Annotated in this window: 17 protein-coding genes and 1 tRNA gene; 16 read left to right on the forward strand and 2 right to left on the reverse strand. The window is 52.1% G+C overall.

Features of this window, described 5'->3' with window-relative positions; all coding sequences use genetic code 11:
* Positions 1-57 precede the first annotated feature (57 nt).
* From H3L95_RS11465 to H3L95_RS11500, 8 genes are all read left to right on the forward strand, one after another.
* A complete protein-coding gene (locus tag H3L95_RS11465; protein WP_003758761.1) occupies positions 58-1,587 on the forward strand; it encodes an ABC transporter permease in 1,530 nt (509 codons plus the stop codon).
* 348 nt (positions 1,588-1,935) lie between these two features.
* Positions 1,936-4,245 carry a DNA topoisomerase IV subunit A gene (parC, locus tag H3L95_RS11470; protein ID WP_003758760.1) on the forward strand — a complete coding sequence of 770 codons (2,310 nt, stop codon included), beginning with the start codon at positions 1,936-1,938 and terminating at the stop codon, positions 4,243-4,245.
* A gap of 164 nt (positions 4,246-4,409) precedes the next feature.
* Entirely contained in the window at positions 4,410-5,999 is a 1,590-nt protein-coding gene (locus H3L95_RS11475) for a sensor histidine kinase (protein WP_003765319.1), read from the forward strand.
* A complete protein-coding gene (locus H3L95_RS11480; protein WP_003758755.1) occupies positions 5,992-7,596 on the forward strand; it encodes a sigma-54-dependent transcriptional regulator in 1,605 nt (534 codons plus the stop codon). Before H3L95_RS11475 ends, H3L95_RS11480 begins: the two co-directional genes overlap by 8 nt.
* A gap of 561 nt (positions 7,597-8,157) precedes the next feature.
* Positions 8,158-8,808 (forward strand): cell division ATP-binding protein FtsE, encoded by a 651-nt coding sequence (gene ftsE, locus H3L95_RS11485; protein ID WP_003765335.1) that lies wholly within the window; start codon positions 8,158-8,160, stop codon positions 8,806-8,808.
* Positions 8,805-9,722: a permease-like cell division protein FtsX gene (ftsX, locus tag H3L95_RS11490; protein ID WP_003758748.1), complete on the forward strand. Its 918-nt coding sequence runs from the start codon at positions 8,805-8,807 to the stop codon at positions 9,720-9,722. Before ftsE ends, ftsX begins: the two co-directional genes overlap by 4 nt.
* Positions 9,723-9,821: 99 nt before the next feature.
* Positions 9,822-10,361 (forward strand): hypothetical protein, encoded by a 540-nt coding sequence (locus tag H3L95_RS11495; protein ID WP_003758746.1) that lies wholly within the window; start codon positions 9,822-9,824, stop codon positions 10,359-10,361.
* A gap of 248 nt (positions 10,362-10,609) precedes the next feature.
* A tRNA-Met gene (locus H3L95_RS11500) sits at positions 10,610-10,686 on the forward strand.
* 262 nt (positions 10,687-10,948) lie between these two features.
* On the opposite strand, the gene H3L95_RS11505 is transcribed toward H3L95_RS11500, so the two are convergent.
* Positions 10,949-12,295 (reverse strand): chloride channel protein, encoded by a 1,347-nt coding sequence (locus H3L95_RS11505; RefSeq protein ID WP_070774498.1) that lies wholly within the window; start codon positions 12,293-12,295, stop codon positions 10,949-10,951.
* A 37-nt stretch (positions 12,296-12,332) separates the two neighbouring features.
* Entirely contained in the window at positions 12,333-12,713 is a 381-nt protein-coding gene (locus H3L95_RS11510; protein ID WP_003758740.1) for a hypothetical protein, read from the reverse strand.
* A 959-nt stretch (positions 12,714-13,672) separates the two neighbouring features.
* On the opposite strand from H3L95_RS11510, the gene H3L95_RS11515 reads away from it, so the two are divergent.
* The 8 genes from H3L95_RS11515 to H3L95_RS11550 all read left to right on the forward strand — a co-directional run bounded on the left by H3L95_RS11515 (position 13,673) and on the right by H3L95_RS11550 (position 19,038).
* Positions 13,673-13,900 (forward strand): hypothetical protein, encoded by a 228-nt coding sequence (locus H3L95_RS11515; RefSeq protein ID WP_003758733.1) that lies wholly within the window; start codon positions 13,673-13,675, stop codon positions 13,898-13,900.
* Complete coding sequence (locus H3L95_RS11520) at positions 13,897-14,793, forward strand: rolling circle replication-associated protein (protein ID WP_003758730.1); 897 nt, start codon at positions 13,897-13,899, stop codon at positions 14,791-14,793. The genes H3L95_RS11515 and H3L95_RS11520 overlap by 4 nt, the downstream gene beginning before the upstream one ends.
* Before the next feature lie 5 nt (positions 14,794-14,798).
* On the forward strand, positions 14,799-15,068 hold the full coding sequence (locus tag H3L95_RS11525; RefSeq protein ID WP_003758729.1) for a hypothetical protein: 270 nt from the start codon (positions 14,799-14,801) through the stop codon (positions 15,066-15,068).
* Positions 15,069-15,216: 148 nt separating this feature from the next.
* Complete coding sequence (locus tag H3L95_RS11530; RefSeq protein WP_310649210.1) at positions 15,217-15,444, forward strand: hypothetical protein; 228 nt, start codon at positions 15,217-15,219, stop codon at positions 15,442-15,444.
* A gap of 4 nt (positions 15,445-15,448) precedes the next feature.
* Positions 15,449-15,736, forward strand: coding sequence for a hypothetical protein (locus H3L95_RS11535; RefSeq protein WP_003758726.1), 288 nt, complete (start codon positions 15,449-15,451; stop codon positions 15,734-15,736).
* Positions 15,737-15,740: 4 nt separating this feature from the next.
* Positions 15,741-17,558, forward strand: coding sequence for a virulence factor TspB C-terminal domain-related protein (locus H3L95_RS11540; RefSeq protein ID WP_003758724.1), 1,818 nt, complete (start codon positions 15,741-15,743; stop codon positions 17,556-17,558).
* A 1-nt stretch (position 17,559) separates the two neighbouring features.
* Positions 17,560-17,838, forward strand: a complete 279-nt coding sequence (locus H3L95_RS11545) for a DUF2523 family protein (RefSeq protein ID WP_003758721.1) — start codon at positions 17,560-17,562, stop codon at positions 17,836-17,838.
* 15 nt (positions 17,839-17,853) lie between these two features.
* Positions 17,854-19,038 (forward strand): zonular occludens toxin domain-containing protein, encoded by a 1,185-nt coding sequence (locus tag H3L95_RS11550; protein ID WP_182096162.1) that lies wholly within the window; start codon positions 17,854-17,856, stop codon positions 19,036-19,038.
* Positions 19,039-19,581 lie beyond the last annotated feature (543 nt).

A 19,581-nucleotide genomic window follows, 5' to 3' on the forward strand; every position in this document is an offset into this window, starting at 1 on the left:
ACGACCTTTGCTTCGTATCCGTTACAATATCTGTTTTCAACCCTGCCTATCCGTTCCATGAAAACTCTGTTTCGTTTGTTTCCTGCCACTGTTTTGCTTGCGCTGCTGCCTTTGGGTTTCTTGGCGGTGATGGTGGTTGCGCCATTGGTGGCGATGGCGGCTTATGACGGGTCGGCTTGGTCGTTGGTATTGGCTGATGATTATATGCAGCATCGTTTGGTTTGGACGGTGGTTCAGGCGGCGGTCACTTGTGTGCTGGTTTTGCTGCTCGGTATTTCGGTGGGGTGGTCGTTGGCGAGGTTGTCGTTTCGCGGGCGTGAGATGATTTTGCGGCTTTTGATGCTGCCGTTTGTGATGCCGACTTTGGTGGTCGGGGTCGGGGTGTTGGCTTTGTTCGGGGCAAACGGTGTGTTGTGGGCGGGCTGGCAGGATACGCCGTATTTGTTGCTTTACGGCAATGTGTTTTTCAACTTGCCTGTGTTGGTACGCGCGGCGTATCAGGGTTTTTTGCAGGTGCCGCAGGCGAGGTTGCAGTCGGCGCAGACGCTGGGTGCGGGGGCTTGGCAGCGGTTTTGTTTTGTGGAATGGCCGGTGTTGCGCCCTTGGCTGGCGGGTGGGGCTTGTTTGGTATTTTTGTATTGTTTTTCGGGTTTCGGACTGGCGTTGTTGCTGGGTGGCAGCCGTTATACGACAGTTGAGGTGGAGATTTATCAGTTGGTGATGTATGAGCTGGATATGGCTCAGGCGTCGGTTTTGGTGTGGATGGTGTTGGGCGTGACAGCATTGGCGGGGCTGCTGTATGCGTATTTGAGCCGGCAAACGGCTTCTGATAAGGCGGTTCGTGCTTTGCTGCCGCATCGCCCGCAATCTTTCGGCGAACGTGTTTTGCTGGGTTTTTCTTTAATGGTCTTGCTGTTGTGTTGCCTGTTGCCTTTGGCGGCGGTGATTTTTCTGGCGGCATCGGCAGGCGGGTCTTGGGGTGTGTTGTTGGAACAGGAAACCTTGGCGGCGGGATGGAATACGCTGCGGTTTTCGGGAATGGCGGTTTTGACGGCGGTTGTACTGGGGGTGATGTATGCGGCAGTTGCGCGACGGGTGGCGTGGGTACGCGGTTTGGTGTTTTTGCCGTTTATGGTTTCGCCTGTCTGTATTGCCGCCGGTATATTGCTGCTTTATCCGCAATGGACGGCATCGCTGCCTTTGTTGGTTGCCACTTATGCGCTGCTGGCGTATCCGTTTGTGGCAAAAGATGTGCTGGCGGCTTGGGACGATTTGCCTGAAGATTATGTGTCGGCTGCGCGCGGCATGGGGGCAAATGCTTTTCAGACGACCTTGTATGTGACCGCTCCATTATTGAAACCTGCTTTGCGACGCGGTCTGACTTTGGCGGCGGCAACCTGTATCGGCGAATTTGCCGCCACGCTGTTTTTGTCGCGCCCCGAATGGCAGACGCTGACCACTTTGATTTATTCGTATCTGGGTAGGGCAGGGGAGGACAATTATGCGCGGGCAATGGTGTTGACGACGGTTTTAATGCTGCTGTCGCTGATGGTGTTTTTGCTGCTGGACGAACGTGAAAAGACTTGATGTCCGCTTTTGAAATGTAGCATGATGTTTATAGAGGTCGTCTGAAAACATTTCAGACGACCTCAAATCCATTTAGATTGTCAGCAATTCCATTCAAAATATAGTGGCTTAACTTTAAACCAATACGGCGTTGCCTCGTCTTAGCTCAAAGAGAACGATTCTCTAAGGTGCTGAAGCACCAAGTGAATCGGTTCCGTACTATCAGTACTGTCTGCGGCTTCGTCGCCTTGTCCTGATTTAAATTTAATCCACTATAAAAAGATACGCGGCGAAACCATGCCCCGACATTTTTATTTTCATTCGCTATCCTTTACAATACCTTCCTTTATCTTTCATTCCAGCTTCCTTATGAACGAACACGTTTCCGTCCCATCCCCCGTCGGCGAAGACTACCTTCTTTTGGGTCAGTACGCCGAACGCGCCTATCTCGAATACGCTATGAGCGTGGTCAAAGGCCGCGCGCTGCCTGAAGTTTCAGACGGCCAGAAGCCCGTGCAGCGGCGCATTTTGTTTGCCATGCGCGATATGGGGTTGACGGCGGGGGCGAAGCCGGTGAAATCGGCGCGCGTGGTCGGCGAGATTTTGGGTAAATACCACCCGCACGGCGACAGTTCCGCCTATGAAGCGATGGTGCGGATGGCGCAGGATTTTACTTTGCGCTACCCCTTAATCGACGGCATCGGCAACTTCGGTTCGCGCGACGGCGACGGGGCGGCGGCGATGCGTTACACCGAAGCGCGGCTCACGCCGATTGCGGAATTGCTGTTGTCCGAAATCAATCAGGGAACGGTGGATTTCGTGCCGAACTACGACGGCGCGTTTGACGAACCGCTGCACCTACCCGCCCGCCTGCCTATGGTATTGCTCAACGGTGCGTCAGGCATCGCGGTGGGCATGGCGACTGAAATTCCGTCGCACAATTTGAACGAAGTCACGCAGGCGGCGATTGCGCTGTTGAAGAAGCCGACGCTGGAAACTGCCGACCTGATGCAATACATCCCCGCGCCTGATTTTGCCGGCGGCGGTCAAATCATCACGCCGGCGGACGAATTGCGCCGGATTTACGAAACCGGCAAGGGCAGCGTGCGCGTGCGTGCGCGTTACGAAATCGAGAAGCTGGCGCGCGGACAATGGCGCGTGATTGTGACCGAGCTGCCGCCGAACGCCAATTCCGCCAAAATCCTTGCCGAAATCGAAGAACAAACCAACCCGAAACCGAAAGCGGGCAAAAAGCAGCTCAACCAAGACCAGCTCAACACCAAAAAGCTGATGTTGGATTTAATCGACCGCGTGCGCGACGAGTCCGACGGCGAACATCCCGTGCGCCTGGTGTTCGAGCCGAAATCCAGCCGCATCGATACGGATACCTTCATCAACACCCTGATGGCGCAGACTTCGCTGGAAGGCAATGTGTCCATGAACTTGGTGATGATGGGACTGGACAACCGCCCCGCGCAGAAAAACCTGAAAACGATTTTGCAGGAATGGCTGGATTTCCGCGTCGTGACCGTAACACGTCGTCTGAAATTCCGTTTGAACCAAGTGGAAAAACGGCTGCACATCCTTGAAGGTCGTTTGAAAGTCTTTCTGCACATTGACGAAGTGATTAAAGTCATCCGCGAATCAGACGACCCGAAAACCGATTTGATGGCGGCGTTCGGGCTGACCGAAATCCAGGCCGAAGATATTTTGGAAATCCGCCTGCGCCAGTTGGCGCGTTTGGAAGGTTTCAAACTCGAAAAAGAATTGAACGAATTGCGCGAAGAACAAGGTCGTCTGAATATCCTTTTGGGCGATGAAAACGAAAAACGCAAGCTGATTATCAAAGAGATGCAGGCGGACATGAAGCAGTTCGGCGACGCGCGCCGCACGCTGGTGGAAGAAGCCGGACGCGCCGTGCTGACGCAAACCACCGCCGACGAACCCATCACGCTGATTCTGTCGGAAAAAGGGTGGATACGCAGCCGGGCCGGACACAACCTTGATTTGAGCCAAACCGCATTCAAAGAAGGCGACCGCCTCAAGCAAACCCTTGAAGGCCGCACTGTTTTACCCGTTGTCATCCTCGATTCATTGGGCAGAACCTACACGCTCGATGCCGCCGAAATCCCAGGCGGACGCGGCGACGGCGTGCCGGTTTCATCGTTAATCGAGCTGCAAAACGGCGCGAAACCCGTCGCCATGCTCACCGGACAGCCCGAACAGCACTACCTGCTCTCAGGCAGCGGCGGCTACGGCTTTATCACCAAGCTGGGCGATATGGTCGGACGCGTGAAAGCGGGCAAAGTGGTGATGACTGTGGACAGCGGCGAAACCGTCCTGCCGCCGATTGCGGTTTATGCCTCCTCGCTCATCAACCCCGACTGCAAAATCGTACTGGCCAGCAGTGACCACCGCCTCTTGGCGTTTTCCATCGGCGAACTCAAAGTCATGCCCAAAGGGCGCGGTTTGCAGTTGATGTCGCTGACCGAAGGCGCATCGCTGGAACACGTTCTCGTAACCACGGCTGCGGAATTCATCGTTGAAACCGTCGGCAAGCGCGGTGCGGCGCATCAGGAAAAATTGCGCATTTGCGATATCGAGGGCAAACGCGGCAAAAAAGGGAAGGTTTTGGACATCTCAGGTCGTCTGAAAACCTTATCCGCAGCTTCCGAATAAGCAACAGAGGAAACGATAACACATTGAAAACCTAGAAAACACGGTCGTTTTATGTTATGCTGACAAAATTAAAAAAATATTTACGACCGTCTGCGGAAATATTGCAGAACGATTTCAAAAACAGGTACTAATAATGATAAAAATAAACAAAAAGGGTTGCGGATATGAGTAAGTCCGGCTTTCAGGAACTGGGAAACCTGAGCGAGCGGATACCCGGTTTAATCAATATTGCCCGCATTGCCATCGTGCTGCCGCTGTTGGTCATGCATGCTTTCGGCGTTTACAGTAATGGCACCCATATCGGCATGTCATTCCCCCCCGTCGAATTTTACAGCTGGGCAGCGCTGTATTCTTTCCTCATCTTGTTATCCGTCGCCCGTCCGGACTGGCAATGGCAGACTTTGGATTTGCCCAATGCCAGCGCAGTCGTCGATATTTCGATGATGATGATACTGGTGTATATCGCTGGCGGAGTCGATTCGGGCTTCGGCATCCTTGTCCTTCCTTTCGTCGCGACGTCCTGCCTCCTCAGCTACGGGCATTATCCCATGCTGTACGCGGGCTACGCGTCTATGCTGTTCTTCTTCAATCTGCTGCTCGACGGCAGCATCCGCCTGCATCCGTTTGATTGGGATACACAACCCCTGATTACTACGGTCCTGCTCTGCGGCGCGTGTTACCTTGTCGCCATGCTGACTTCGTTCGCTGCCCGCTATCTGGAGCAGGCGACCGAATCTGCCAGCCGCCATCAGCTTGCCTACCGCCGCATCAGCGGGTTGAACCGCCTCGTTCTCAACCGCGTGCAGGAAGCCGTTATCGTCATCGACAGTACCCAGCGCGTCTGGCTTTTCAACAAACAGGCAAAAACCTATTTCCCCGGTTTGGTGGTTGACCAGCAGGAAGTCGTGTTCGGCGAATTGGTTACACGCTGGCAATATCATCCCGACAAACCGTTTGAAACCGATATCCACATCTTCCAACACGCCATGCACGTCCGCGCCGTCCCGCTGATTCAGGAACAGACGGAACTGCTCATGCTGTATGTCCGTTCGCTGCGCGAAGTCGCGGCAGAGGCTATGTCTACCAAGCTCACTTCGCTCGGACAGCTTACCGCGAACCTCGCCCACGAAATCCGCAATCCGATGTCCGCCATCCGTCACGCCAGCGATTTGCTGCAAGAAAGTGATGACGATGCTGAACCCGATCCCGTTAAGGCCAAGCTTTGCGGCATCATCGACAGCAACATCCAGCGCATCGACAAAATGTTGGAAGACATCTCCCTGCTCAACAAACGCGACAACATCAGCCGCGAGCCGATTAACCTGATGAAATTCTGGCTCGACTTCAAACAAGAGTTCACACTCAACAATTCCGAAGCCATCGGCTGCCTGCGCATGAACATGGACGGCAACAACCTTACCGTCCTCGCTGATGTGATGCACATCCAACAAATCATGTGGAACCTCTGCAATAACGCATGGAGGCACAGCCGTCAGGACGAGAATGCGATTACCGTCCTGATCCGTCCCAGCGGCAGAATGCACATTTCCATCGTCGTTGCCGATAACGGCAAAGGCATTTCGCCCGAAGTCCGCAACCATCTCTTTGAGCCGTTCTACACCACTGAAAAACAGGGTACGGGATTGGGATTGTACGTTGCCCGCGAACTGGCACACGCCAATATGGGTCAACTCCATTACCACCCCGAAATGAACGGATTCGAACTGATTTTACCGAGAGAACACAATGAGTAAGCTGCAAGACCCAGTATTGGTCGTCGACGACGAGGCCGACATCCGTGACTTGATGGAAATGACGCTGATGAAGATGGGGTTGCGCGTGCAGACCGCCGTCGGCGTAGAAGATGCCAAAGACAAGCTCGACAACAACGACTATTCCCTCGTCTTGACCGATATGCGGATGCCCGACGGCTCCGGCCTCGAAGTCGTCCAATACATAGACGAACTCATGCTCGACACCCCTGTCGCCGTCATTACCGCCTTCGGTAATGCCGATCAGGCGGTCGAAGCCCTTAATGCGGGCGCGTTCGACTACCTGCAAAAGCCGATTACCCTTTCCCAACTTCGCTCGTTGGTTAAATCCGCCGTCTCTGTTTCCAACAGCACCGATGAAATTGCCCAGCCGCCGACTGAAAAACCGTCCGCGCCCGTCGCAGCCGCATTCAACAAGCCTAAAACCCCGCCCAAACCGCCCAAACGCGACTTGAGCGGTTCTGTCTCCGTGCCCGAAAGCCTGCGTTCCATGAAAGAACGCTTTGCCACCGGCGAAATCGCCATGCGTGCGAACGAAGACGTGCCCGAATTGGGCGGCGAAGAAGATATGCCGCGGCTGCTCGGCAGTTCGCCCCAAATGGTCGAAGTCCGCCACCTGATCCGCCGCCTCGCCCGCAGCGGCGTGCCCGTTTATATTTCCGGCGAATCGGGTACCGGTAAAGAACAGGCTGCGCGTACCATCCACGAATTGTCCGATCGCGCCGACAAGCCCTTTATCGCCGTCAACTGCGGCGCAATTCCTGAAAACCTGATGGAAAGCGAATTCTTCGGCTACAAGAAAGGCAGCTTTACCGGCGCCGACCAAGACCGTCTCGGCTTCTTCCAGCATGCCGACGGCGGCACGCTGTTCCTCGACGAAGTTGCCGACTTGCCGCTAGCCATGCAAGTCAAACTCCTGCGCGCCATCCAAGAAAAAGCTGTGCGCCGCATCGGTGATGCCCGCGAAACTTTCGTCGATGTCCGCATCATCTGCGCCACCCACAAAAACCTCGAAGCCCTTGTTGACAGCGGTGCATTCCGTCAAGACTTATATTACCGCCTCAACGTCGTTACCCTGCATATGCCGCCCCTGCGCGAAATGCGTGAAGACTTGGGGGCGCTGATTCTGTACCTGCTCTATAAACACCGCCACGGTACGCAAACCTACAAACTCAGTCCCAAAGCGCAAGAAGCCCTGCTGCATTACAGCTATCCCGGCAACTTCCGCGAACTCGAAAACATCCTCGAACGCGCCGTCGCCCTGACTGTCGGACAAGTTATCCAGTTGGATGATTTACAAATCCAAAACACGACGGCCCCCAAAAACGACCATCCAAACCTCGGTCTTGACGACATCGCCGATTCCGAAACACGAAAAGGTGAAACGTTGGATCACCAACCGCTTCCTCCGTTTGACCCGCGCACCATGCAGATTCAAGATTACCTTGACCAAATCGAGCGCGGCATTATCGAACAAGCGTTGCAGCAAACCCGTTACAACCGCACTCAGGCAGCCAAGCTTTTGGGCATCAGCTTCCGCTCCATGCGCTACCGTATGGAACGTTTGGACATCAATTAAGCTTGCACTTTGCATTGTCTGAACGGTTAGGAAGCAAGCCCCGAAGATGTGTTTCAAATCTCAAACCGCGTATCTGCCATTCAGTCGGATACGCGGTTTTTGGCGTTCGTTGTGTGCAGGGGTCGTCTGAAAATTTTCAGACGACCTCTCTGTTTTAGGGGATTTGTGGATAAATACGGTTGAATATAGTGGATTAACTTTAAATCAGGACAAGGCGACGAAGCCGCAGACAGTACAAGATAGTACGGAACCGATTCACTTGGTGCTTCAGCACCTTAGAGAATCGTTCTCTTTGAGCTAAGGCGAGGCAACGCCGTACTGGTTTAAAGTTAATTCACTATAAAATGGTGGCGACAATCACGCCTGTAATATTGTGTTGTAAAGCCGTCAGTCCGACGCTTTGCCTACCGCCGTCCATATCTGAGCAAACTATCAAAAAAACGCCGAAATCTTTATAATTCGGCACATATCCTATTTTTCAGACGACCTATCTCCGATAGCGCATCCTTTTGTGGATTAGTTGTGGATAAGTTTGTTCTGACCCCTTTCCAGGAATACCTTATGATCCGTTTCGAACAAGTTTCCAAAACCTATCCCGGCGGTTTTGAAGCCCTGAAAAACGTCAGCTTCCAAATCAAAAAAGGCGAAATGATATTTATCGCCGGCCATTCCGGCTCCGGCAAGTCCACTATCCTCAAGCTGATTTCCGGTATTACCAAACCCAGCAAAGGCAAAGTGTGGTTCAACAACCAAGACTTGGGCGAATTGAGCGACAACCAAATCGGCTTCATGCGCCAACATATCGGCATCGTGTTCCAAGACCACAAAATCCTCTATGACCGCAACGTCCTGCAAAACGTCATCCTGCCGCTGCGGATTATCGGTTATCAGCCGCGCAAAGCCGAAGAACGCGCCCGCATCGCCATTGAAAAAGTCGGCTTGAAAGGCCGCGAATTGGACGATCCCGTGACCCTCTCAGGCGGCGAACAGCAACGCTTGTGTATCGCCCGCGCCGTCGTCCACCAACCCAGCCTCCTGATTGCCGACGAACCCTCCGCCAACCTCGACCGCGCCTACGCGCTCGACATCATGGAATTGTTCAAAACCTTCCACGAAGCAGGAACCACCGTCATCGTCGCCGCCCATGACGAAACCCTCATGGCAGACTACGGCCACCGCATCCTGCGCCTCTCGAAAGGACGACTCGCATGAGCATCATTCACTACGTCTCGCTGCACGTCGAATCTGCGCGCACTGCGCTCAAACAGCTCCTGCGCCAGCCCGTCGGCACGCTGCTCACCCTGCTGATGCTCGCCGTCGCCATGACCCTGCCGCTTTTCATGTATTTGGCCATCCAAAGCGGGCAAAGCGTTTTAGGCAAGCTCAACGAGTCGCCGCAAATCACGCTCTATATGGAAACCGACGCCTCCAAAGCTGACAGCGATACCGTCCGCAATCTGTTGGAACGTGATGCCCGCCTCAACAAAATCCGTTTCATCAGCAAGCAGGAAGGCTTGGAAGAGCTGCAATCCAACCTCGATCAAAACCTCGTTTCCATGCTCGACGGCAACCCCTTGCCCGACGCATTTATCGTAACGCCCGATCCCGCTACACCGCCCGCACAAATGCAGGCGATTTATCAGGATATGGTCAAGCTGCCCATGGTCGAATCCGCCACCATGGACACCGAATGGGTGCAAACGCTGTATCAAATCAACGAGTTCATCCGCAAAATTTTATGGTTTCTTTCACTGACGCTGGGCATGGCGTTCGTCCTTGTCGCGCACAACACCATCCGTCTGCAAATCCTCAGCCGCAAAGAAGAAATCGAAATCACCAAGCTGCTCGGCGCGCCCGCATCGTTCATCCGCCGCCCCTTCCTCTATCAAGCCATGTGGCAGAGTATCTTCTCCGCCGCCGTCAGCTTGGGGCTGTGCGGTTGGCTGCTCTCCGCCGTGCGCCCGTTGGTCGATGCCATCTTCAAACCCTACGGACTCAATATCGGCTGGCGTTTCTTCCATTTCAGTGAAGTTTCGCTGGTGTTTGGCTTCGTCATCGCCCTAGGCGTCTTCGGCGCATGGCTTGCCACCACGCAACATCTGCTGGGCTTTAGAGCCAAGAAATAAAATCATTGGATTGAAGTAAAGGCAAAAGGTCGACTGAAACTCTAAAACAAGGTTTCAGACGACCTTTGATTAGTGCCATTTATCGTATAAGGAAATAATATGCAGGGCAAGCTACTGCCACTCGACTATCACATAGGTTTGAGAAAATCTTTAAGAAGGGTGGCGCTCATACTGTTCATTTTATCCTTGTGTTTGCCCGCTGTAGGCGGAGCGATAGGTTTGGTAATTTGGATGACAGGTTTGACTGTTTTTTGGTATCCGGCGAGCTGGCCTACATTTGCCAATGTGATTTTTTTTGTTTTATATATCAGATTGAAGGATGATAAAGAAACCTTATATTTGTTCCCCTGTTTAATGTTAATCTTGATGATACCGGGGTCGATATTTGTGTTACCCGGTGTATTTGGTTGGGGATATGTGGTTTGGGTGATGTCGGGTATGCTTTTATGTGCAGATTGGCTGTGTAGCCTTATGCCGCACAAACAGCGTCTGATTGTCAGGTTGGCAATCATGGTTTGTCTGATATGGGCTGCCGGCTTAATAGGGCTTGGGCAGTATCAGCAAAACTCAAACGATCAGGATATCTTTGAAGATCTCTATTTCAGTGTGTTTTACAATCCGTTAGGTATTATGAGATAAGTTTCGTATCAGCATTGAAAAGACAAAAAACGGGGGCAACCATGTTTGAAGGCTTTTTGAGATTGGACGGTTTACGATGGGGTTTTGATTAACACTGATGGGTCGAATTTTGGTTTAAACTATTTGAAATCATAAGGTTGTTGGAATTGATTTTACCGTTTTGAATTTGAATGGTTAATGAATTGCTAAAATTGGGTGACAAATAGCTTGACAGCGTTTCCAAGTGTCTGTATAGTTCTACTTTCTGACGCGGGATGGAGCAGCATGGTAGCTCGTCGGGCTCATAACCCGAAGGTCGTAGGTTCGAATCCTGCTCCCGCAACCAAATTTTCAAACCCTCGGTTCTACCGAGGGTTTTTTCTTGGCTTGATTGCCGGGGTAAGTGAATCCCTATACCTTAAGAAGGTCGTCTGAAAACTTGATGTTCGGGTTTTCAGACGACTTTTGTTTTCAATCATTTTCGTGGACAGAGTCCACGCTACGGCAATTGTGTTGCCAACAAACTTTGTAGCGTGGGCTTCGCCCACGAATCGCTAAACATTTCAGACGACCTTTCCTACACCTTCCCACATCGGCAATATCAGGCTTCACTTCTGTCCGCTTTGTTCCACCTGTCGTTTGAAGCGTGTGCCTGCGGCGTGGTAGAAGGGGCGGGGGGAGAATTGGCGGGAGACTTGTGAGGCGAAGATGCAGGCGATGAGCAGCCAAAAGAGGAGGTTTTGTCCGCCGGTCATTTCCATCACGACGACGGCGGAGGTGAGCGGGGATTGGGTGGCGCCGGCAAGGAAGGCTGCCATGCAGAGGAGGACGAGGACGTGGGTGCCTTGGGCGAGTCCGGTGAGGACGGCGATGCGTTCGCCCAAGACTGCGCCTATGGTCAGGGAGGGGGTGAAGATGCCGCCGGGCGTGCCTGCCCAGTAGCTCAGGACGGTGGAGAACCATTTGGCGACGGCGAGTCCGGCGGGGGCTTCGTGGATGCCGCGCAGGGCTTGGGCGGCTTCGTGGTAACCTGTGCCGTAGGTTTTGCCTTGGTAAAGTGTGCCGATGGCGGCGAGCAGGATGCCGATGAGGGCGGCGGTAATCAGGGGGTGGCGGCGGATGTGTTCGCGCCATTTGGCGGGGGCGAAGGCGGTGGCGCCGAGATACAGGGTGCGCCCGAACAGTCCGCCTGCGATGCCGCACGCGAGTCCGCAGCCCAATACCCAGCCGAGCATATTGTCGAGCGCGCCGCCGCTGAAGCCTGAGAAATAGGGGTTGTTGCCTTGTATGGCGACTTGGATGAAACCGGCGGCGAGGACGCCGAGCAGGATTTGCCGCTCCCAACGCAGCATGACTTCGCGCCCGAGTTCTTCGATGGCGAAAATCACGCCTGCCAGCGGGGCGTTGAACGCGGCGGCTAGACCGCCTGCCGCGCCTGCGGCGATAAGATCGTTTTCCTGCATGCCGCGAAAGGCGAAGCCGTGTTTTTTGCACCATGCGCCCCACGCGCTCATGACTGCCGCGCCGACTTGGACGGACGGCCCTTCACGCCCGACGGATGCGCCTGCGCACATGGCGAGGAAAGTCAGCGGGATTTTGAGGAGGGTTTCGCGGAGGCGGATCAGGCGGGTTTTGTTGGCGCCGTAGGGCAGGGCGAGGCTGGCGAGCACTTGCGGGATGCCGCTGCCGGAGGTGTAGGGGGCGAAACGGCGGGTGATCCAGACGATGAGCGGCAGCCCGAAGGGCAGGGCGACCCAGGCAAACCAAGGATATTTTTGCACCAGCTCCGCATTCGTTTCCAACGCGAAATCCGCCATCCAGGCAAACAGGAGGGCAGTCAGCGCAACCAGTGCTGAACCTGCCAGCAGGAACAGAAAAGCAATGCTTTTACGCGAAATGCGGCGGGTTTGGCGGATTTTGTGCGTGATGTGGTAGGCGGGCGGTTTGGTCGGCATGGTATGCGGAAGTGTGGAAAAGGTCGTCTGAAAAGGGTTATTGCGGAAGGCGGTTTATCAATGCGCCAAGATAGCCTAAACCGAAAGACAGTAAAAATGCAGAAGCGATGCCGACACCCCAGTAAATAGATCGGTGCTGCGTAGGTTTGTCAGTGGTGGCACGCAGCAGTTTGAAATAGAGTGCGAACGTGGCGGATGAGATGGCGAAAATCAGTAAACAGCCGAAGAGGGAGACAGATGAATAAGAGGCGTAGGCGATTATTGCAGGTTTCAGTGTGTAAAGCACGCCCGCGCCTACCGCCCATTTCCAGATGGGATAGAGCTTGTCGGGGGAATCCAGCGTCCCCACAGCTTGAAATCTGCCGAATGCCAATATCAAAGCAATGTCAAAAAAGATGGATGCAAAGAGTAACATCATAAAATAATTTCCTTGTGAGTAAGATGTTTTTGTTTTCAGACGACCTCGGGGTCGTCTGAAAAAAGAGGGGGGCAGCCTGTTGCCCCTCCAGTCAATGCATAATAAATAAGTTTGCCCAATAAAACAATTTTTCGGTCAGTAGGGTTAAGGCTATACCTGAAAGAATGCCCAGTCCCCAATAGATAAACCGGCGGCGTTTCGGGTCGGGTGTGGTACGCAACATTTTGAAATACAAAAGCAAGCAGCCGAACATGCAGATGGTTTGAAACAGAATGAAAGGGAGGCTGTCAATGGCTTTGGTAATCGAATCATGAACGATGATTGTCACTATGCGTATGCATAAATAAATCAAAGCCGAGCCTGCCGCCGAATGCCAAAAGGGGACGGGCGAGTCGGATGAGTCGGTTGTCCTGTGGGGTTGAAGCCTGCCGAATAACAATATAAAGACAATGTCAGACATAATGATGACTCCCTTGACGTAAGCTGTTTTTGTGTTTCAGACGACATTGGGGTCGTCTGAAATGTTATGGTGCGGCGATATGGGGCAGTATAGTGAATTAACTTTAAACCAGTACGGCGTTGCCTCGCCTTAGCTCAAAGAGAACGATTCTCTAAGGTGCTGAAGCACCAAGTGAATCGGTTCCGTACTATCTGTACTGTCTGCGGCTTCGTCGCCTTGTCCTGATTTAAATTTAATCCACTATACCGCGCTAAGGTGTGTCAGTACGTCGATCATCCGCAACGCCGAAGCGGCTGCCATATCCCGGTAAACACAGTGATGCAGCAGAACAGTATGGGCTTTCGCAAATAAAGCACGCGCTATGGTTTTGCACTTGGTCTAAAGGTCGTCTGAAACGGTTTTCAGACGACCTTATATATTGCACCCCGTTAAGGCGGTGTAAAAATCCTTTGAAACCCCTTGACAAATATTTTTAACCGATATTTGAGAGGGGTCTAAAATGTCAAACTTCTATTTCTACACGACAACGCCGCAATATTTCAAAGGCCAAGTTGTCGCCTATATTCTGAAAGTCTTTTCCGAAGACGAAGAGACGCAAACCAAATGCCTTGAAACAAAGGTTTTCCCCGTACGTAATTCCAAAAAATACAAAATTGCAGCAGACGAAGCCGAAATTTACGGCAAACTCGTTGTTGCCGACCTTATGAGAAATGAGGTGCAACAATGAACCGTTCGGCTAAAGGGAGCGCGAAGCGCGACCTTCCTTGTCTATATAGTAATAACTGCATTGAGACCGCTGAAAGCGGCGAAATTAAGCAGTTGCATGTAAAACATGAAAACCGTAAAGCGGACACGCTGAACGAGTTTTCCACTTCTTACAAAAAATCCACTACCGCACTAGAAATGAACGTCAAAGCGTTCATTGAAGCCTTTGGCCTGAACAAAGTAGGCTTTTTAACCCTGACCTTTGCCGATGACGTAACCGACCCTAAAGAAGCGCAACGCCGTTTTCATAGTTTGAGAACAAACTTTCTCAAACGCCACTTTCCAGAATACGTTTGCGTTTACGAACGCACAAAAAAAGGCCGTATCCATTTCCACCTGATTGTAAACACCCGTGTCGATATACGGCGCGGCCTGAATTTCCGCGAAATTGCCGCAGGCCGTTACAGTTCCGCCAATCCCGCATTGCGCAAACTGTGGGCATTGCTCCGCGAAAACGTTCACAAATATGGCTTTGGCCGTACAGAACTTTTGCCCGTCAAGACCAACAGCAAAGGATTGGCGCGCTATGTTTCAAAGTATATTAGCAAACATATCAACAGCCGCCTGCCGGAAGACAAAGGCTATCGGCTCGTGCGTACCAGCATGGACAAAAAGTCAATGTGGAAAATCGCAAACAGCAATTTTGCCTTTGTATCAAAAGGTTCGAAAGAGTGGAGACGCAAGCTAAAAAAGTGGGTTGAGCAGGTAGAAGACTACCTTAACCGCGTGGCCGAATGGAAACACCGCCCAGCCCTGCCCAGCATTACCCAAGACAATTACAACACCGTATTGTCGTCTGTCCTAAGCCCGAAATGGGCGTTTAAAAACCGTGAAATCATCGTAAACATGGAGTAACCAGCATGAATGAAAATCAAACCCCGAAACAAGGCTTTTTTGTAACCGCGTCATTTGACCGAGCCTTTGTCAAAGAGCGCAAAAACGCAGACGGTACATATAACAAAGTCCACTATATTGGCCTGCTAGTCCGAAACGAAGACGGCACGCAGCTTTGCGAAGTCCGCACAAAGAAACCTGAAAAATATCAGACGTGGAAGCGCGACCAAATCGTTACCCTTGAAGTATATCCACGCGCATTCAAAGACAACGTTTATTATTCTGACGAACGGTAGGCGAAGCCGCAAGCCGCCGCACCGCAGGGGCGTCGGCTTGCAATGCCAGCCGTACAGAAAACAGAAATTCAGGGTTTGGCCGTTTCCCCTGAATCAGACCCCGAAAAACGGCCACAACATTTTTTTAACTCACTTAAAGGAAAAAATCATGAATCTCATGAAACTGAAAAACAAAGCTAAATACGCTCTGGCCGCAACAACCGTTGCCGTACTGTCCTCTCCGGTACTGGCTGAGGGAACTTTGATGGACACCGCCAAAGAAGAATTGTCTGGCTTGAAAGCGGGCGTATTGGCCATCGGCGCGATTGCTATCGGTATCGCCGTAGCGTTCGCCACAATCGCCATTTCAAAACGCGGCGCACGTTCGGCGAGCTAAGACGATGGGTTATCAGGTAGGCAGAATCTGCTATGCGACCGAACAGGAAGCACAAAACGTCCTGATGACCCAAGTCGTGCCGACGATAGACAAAGACGGGGTGCTTCATCACCCCGTTTTTGACGGCACGAAGTGGACATATCAGGAGCAGCCCGTAAAACCCACGTTCCCGCAATGCCGATTTGGAGAATACGCAGAAGCAGGCCGAATGATGGGTGGTTTTATAGTCGCATCAGTTGCGGCGGCAATGGTGGTAACAGTAATTTTAAGAGCAATCAAAGACGTAGGATAGGAAAATGAGAAATGACACCCGAAGCAGAATTTTTAATCGCAGTGTTACCCTATATGTTGTTGGCATTATTGCTGCATTTAATCCTGTTCCGTCGTTAGCAGAAGCCACGTTGCCACCGCCCGCCCAACACCAAAACGCGGGCTTTCCGAGTGAGCAGGCATTGAGACAGAAAGGATACGACCCAAAAACAGGCATTTGGAAAGTAGAGAGCCGCCCCACGGGCAAACCGACCGTAAGCAGCGGCGGCGGCCAAATCACCGGAACGCAAAACCAGCGTGTAACCGTAACGGACGCGCACGGAAACAAAGCAACGATTAACACGCAAGTAACGCAGCGGGTTAGTACTGGCAAAATTGAATCTATAGCAGGTGGTACGCTGGCAGGTTTAACTGCCGCAGGTGGTGCGATTGGTTCAGATTTTGCCGCAAGAGCTTATAAACAAGCCAAAAATGGAGACTGGGGTGGAGCGGCTAGAGAGGGATTTGGGGCAGTTTTGGAAGGTTTGTCAAAACTTGATTTTACGGGTTTTGGCAGTGGAGTTAATAATTTTTTGGATAAAACAAGTATACGCCCTAATTCTTCATCAGGCCAACTTGCACAAGCCGCCCAACAAGCCGCTACCGCCCAAGCCCAAGCAGAACAAAGCGGAGACCTAGGACGAGCAATTGCAGCCGCAGCCGCCAAAAAAGCCGCCGAAGGCGCGGCCTCCGCAGCAAAACAGGCGGAAGGGTGGACGACATCAGGGAAAATGCTTGCTGAAGCCTCGAAGAACAAAGACGGTAGCTATTCCCAACTATATTTGAGACGTGTCGATATTGGTTCAGGTTCTAATGTTAGACCAAGACTTAATATAGAAGGCTATGCTTGGGTAATAGATAAATATAATGGTTCATATAATTGGGGATATTGTACAGGTGGAAATTGTAATGGTTGGTATAAAGGTAGCCTTCCTGAAGGTTATGACAAAGTTGCAGGATACGTCTATACCCCGATAACAAATGACGCACAATTACAGGTTGCTCGTGCAAAAGTTACAGGTCAGACCCCTGCTGAACAAGACAAGATAATTAAAGAAATGACGCTAAATCAAAATGACATTAAAGACATTTTGAAGCGTATGCTCGAAAACCAACAGACCAACCATGCAGAACTGATGAACCAGCTAGCAAAAATGGGGAACGTCGTACCGGACTCTACAACATCGACCGAGTTCACGCCAGCCACGGCTACCACTGCCCCCTATACTCCCACAGGCTCGAACATGCCGCAGCAGACCCAAATCACGATAAACCGAGACGGCAGCATTACGACAACGGTAATACCCCGTCCCGACCTCGTGCCGAACAGCCCGCAAGCACCAACGCGAACCGCTTTGATACCCAACAAACCAAGCACACCGACCACGCCTACAACACCAACAAGCCCTACAACGCCGACCACACCCGCCGCACCGACAGAGCCGACCAGCCCTACAAGCCCGACCGCTCCGACCACACCGCAAAACCCAAGCGGCGAGCAGCAGAACCAAGACCTATGCACAAAGAACCCAGCCGCCCCCCAATGCACGGGCGAAAATACCGCATATGAAGACCTCGGTATACCAGAACAATCCATAGACCTTAACGGCCTGAAGCCGCTGGACGTATTCCAAAATGATGGCGTATGCCCCGCCCCCGTACAGGTGCAGATGGGCGCAATGGGAACGCTTGAATTTAGTTATGACGGATTGTGCCAAACTTTAAGAATGATTCGACCAATTTTAATAATCGGAACAATCATAATGTGCGGCTGGTTTGCATATAACGCGATAAAGGAACTTTGAGATGTGGGGAAACCTGATAACAGCCGTATTAATGACAGTGGCAGGCCGCATCATAGCAGCCCTAGGTTTGTCGTTTGTAACCTACGTAGGCCTTAACGAGTTGCAAGGCTATCTGATGAGAGCCGTACAAAATCAAATCGGGGGCATACCTGACACCGCCTTGCAGCTTGCATATATCCTAGGTATAGGCGTAATGCTCAATTGGATTTTTGGTACATTCGTATTTATCCAATCAATAAAAGCCTTTTCAAAACTTTCGGCGGGCATCGCAAAAAAATAAAGAAAGTGAACAACCATGATTTATCTGATTACAGGTGTACCAGGTTCGGGCAAGACCCTTAAAATGATTTCCGACCTGATGAATCGCAAAGACCTGCAAGGTCGGCCGCTGTATCTTGACGGCATCCCCGAAGTCAAAGGCGAAATCATCCCAAACCTACCCATACCCGACGGCGAAACTATGCAAACTTGGTACAAGTGGGCACCTCCGTCGGCCATTCTTGTGATAGACGAATGCCAGCGCGTTTTTAGGCCGCGCCCAAGTGGTTCTAAAGTCCCCGAACACGTATCAGAATTGGAAACCCACCGACACAAAGGTATAGATATTTTTCTGTTGACGCAGCATCCCCGCTTGCTTGACAGCAACGTCCGCGCCCTAGTCGGCCACCATTGCCACATAAGCAAAACAAACATGGGTTTCCGCAGAATGCTTGAATGGGAGCGGTGTGCCGATCCAACAACTAAAGCAGACGTAGCAGGCGCAGTTACAAGCGTCTATACGCTGGACAAAAAAGCCTACGGCGTTTACAAAAGCGCAGAAGAACATACAAAAATCCGCACAAAGTTGAGCCGTACCGTTTACGTCTTCCCGATTGCACTCGCCGTCATCATCGGCGGTTTGTGGACGGCTTACAGTTTCTGGCGGAACATGACGGCGGAAAAGCCGCAAAAGCCACCCGTTGCCGCGCAAGCGGCAAGACCCGCAGCGGCGGACGCGGCAGCCGCCCCGACGGCGGACGCGGGCGCAGCAGCGGGGCAATACCCGCCCCAGCCGCAACAGCAGGCGCAGGCGGCTAATACGCAGCAGCAGCGGCCACACTTGAGCGAACAAGACTACAAGCCCGTCATAGACGGCCAACCCCATACAGCGCCGATATACGACCAATTCAACAAAGCAGTTAAAACCATGCCCTATCCAGTTGCTTGCGTCAAAAATGAAAACCGCTGTACTTGCTACACCGAGCAGGGGACACCTATAAAAGGTTTCAGTAAAACCCAATGTCTTGAGTTTGTCAAAAACGGCATATACAATCCGTATAAAGCACCGGCACAAACGCAGACGGCGGCGGAAGAGCCGAAGCAGGCCGAATCCGAAAGCGGCCAAGTGCTGACGATGGGCGGAGAAAGTCAGCAAAATCTAATGTATGACGGATATAGCGAAAAAGCCCTGACTAATCAGGGCGCGAAAGTTGGGATATGAATTGTTTATTATCATTCTTTTTGGGTATTCTTGTCGCAACCACTTATGAGCGTAAAGGCTGGAAAGGTTTAATAGGTATGCGTTGGCCTTTCAAAATAGCCCTTGTCTCCATCATCGCGCTTTGGATATTCATACTAACCCAAAACCCCTAACCCCTCACCCACCTCCCCACAAGTCAAGGGGCGGATGTCCGTAAATAATTGTAAAGATGGCTTTATCGTCTTTACAATTATTTATGGATACCCCTTGACGCTAACCCACCCAAAAACGCTAAGGCAAAGGGGTGGGGTGTTTTTTACCCCACCCCCTGCCACGTGGCGAACGCCCTCGGAGAGCAGGTTTGGACAGCGTTCAACACGTTGAGGCCATACCCCCGATTGTTTTAAAGGCAGAACAATGCAGGGTGCGACCTCATGAACCGCACCGCCGCCCGCGACTTCCCAAGCACGACACGGCAAAAACCGCAAAAAAGACTGAAGCGCGGGCGATTCACCGACCGAATTTGTACACTATCTAGGGCGGCAAGCCCGTATCCATAAGGCA

Source organism: Neisseria sicca, from assembly GCF_014054945.1.
Lineage (GTDB): Bacteria > Pseudomonadota > Gammaproteobacteria > Burkholderiales > Neisseriaceae > Neisseria > Neisseria sicca.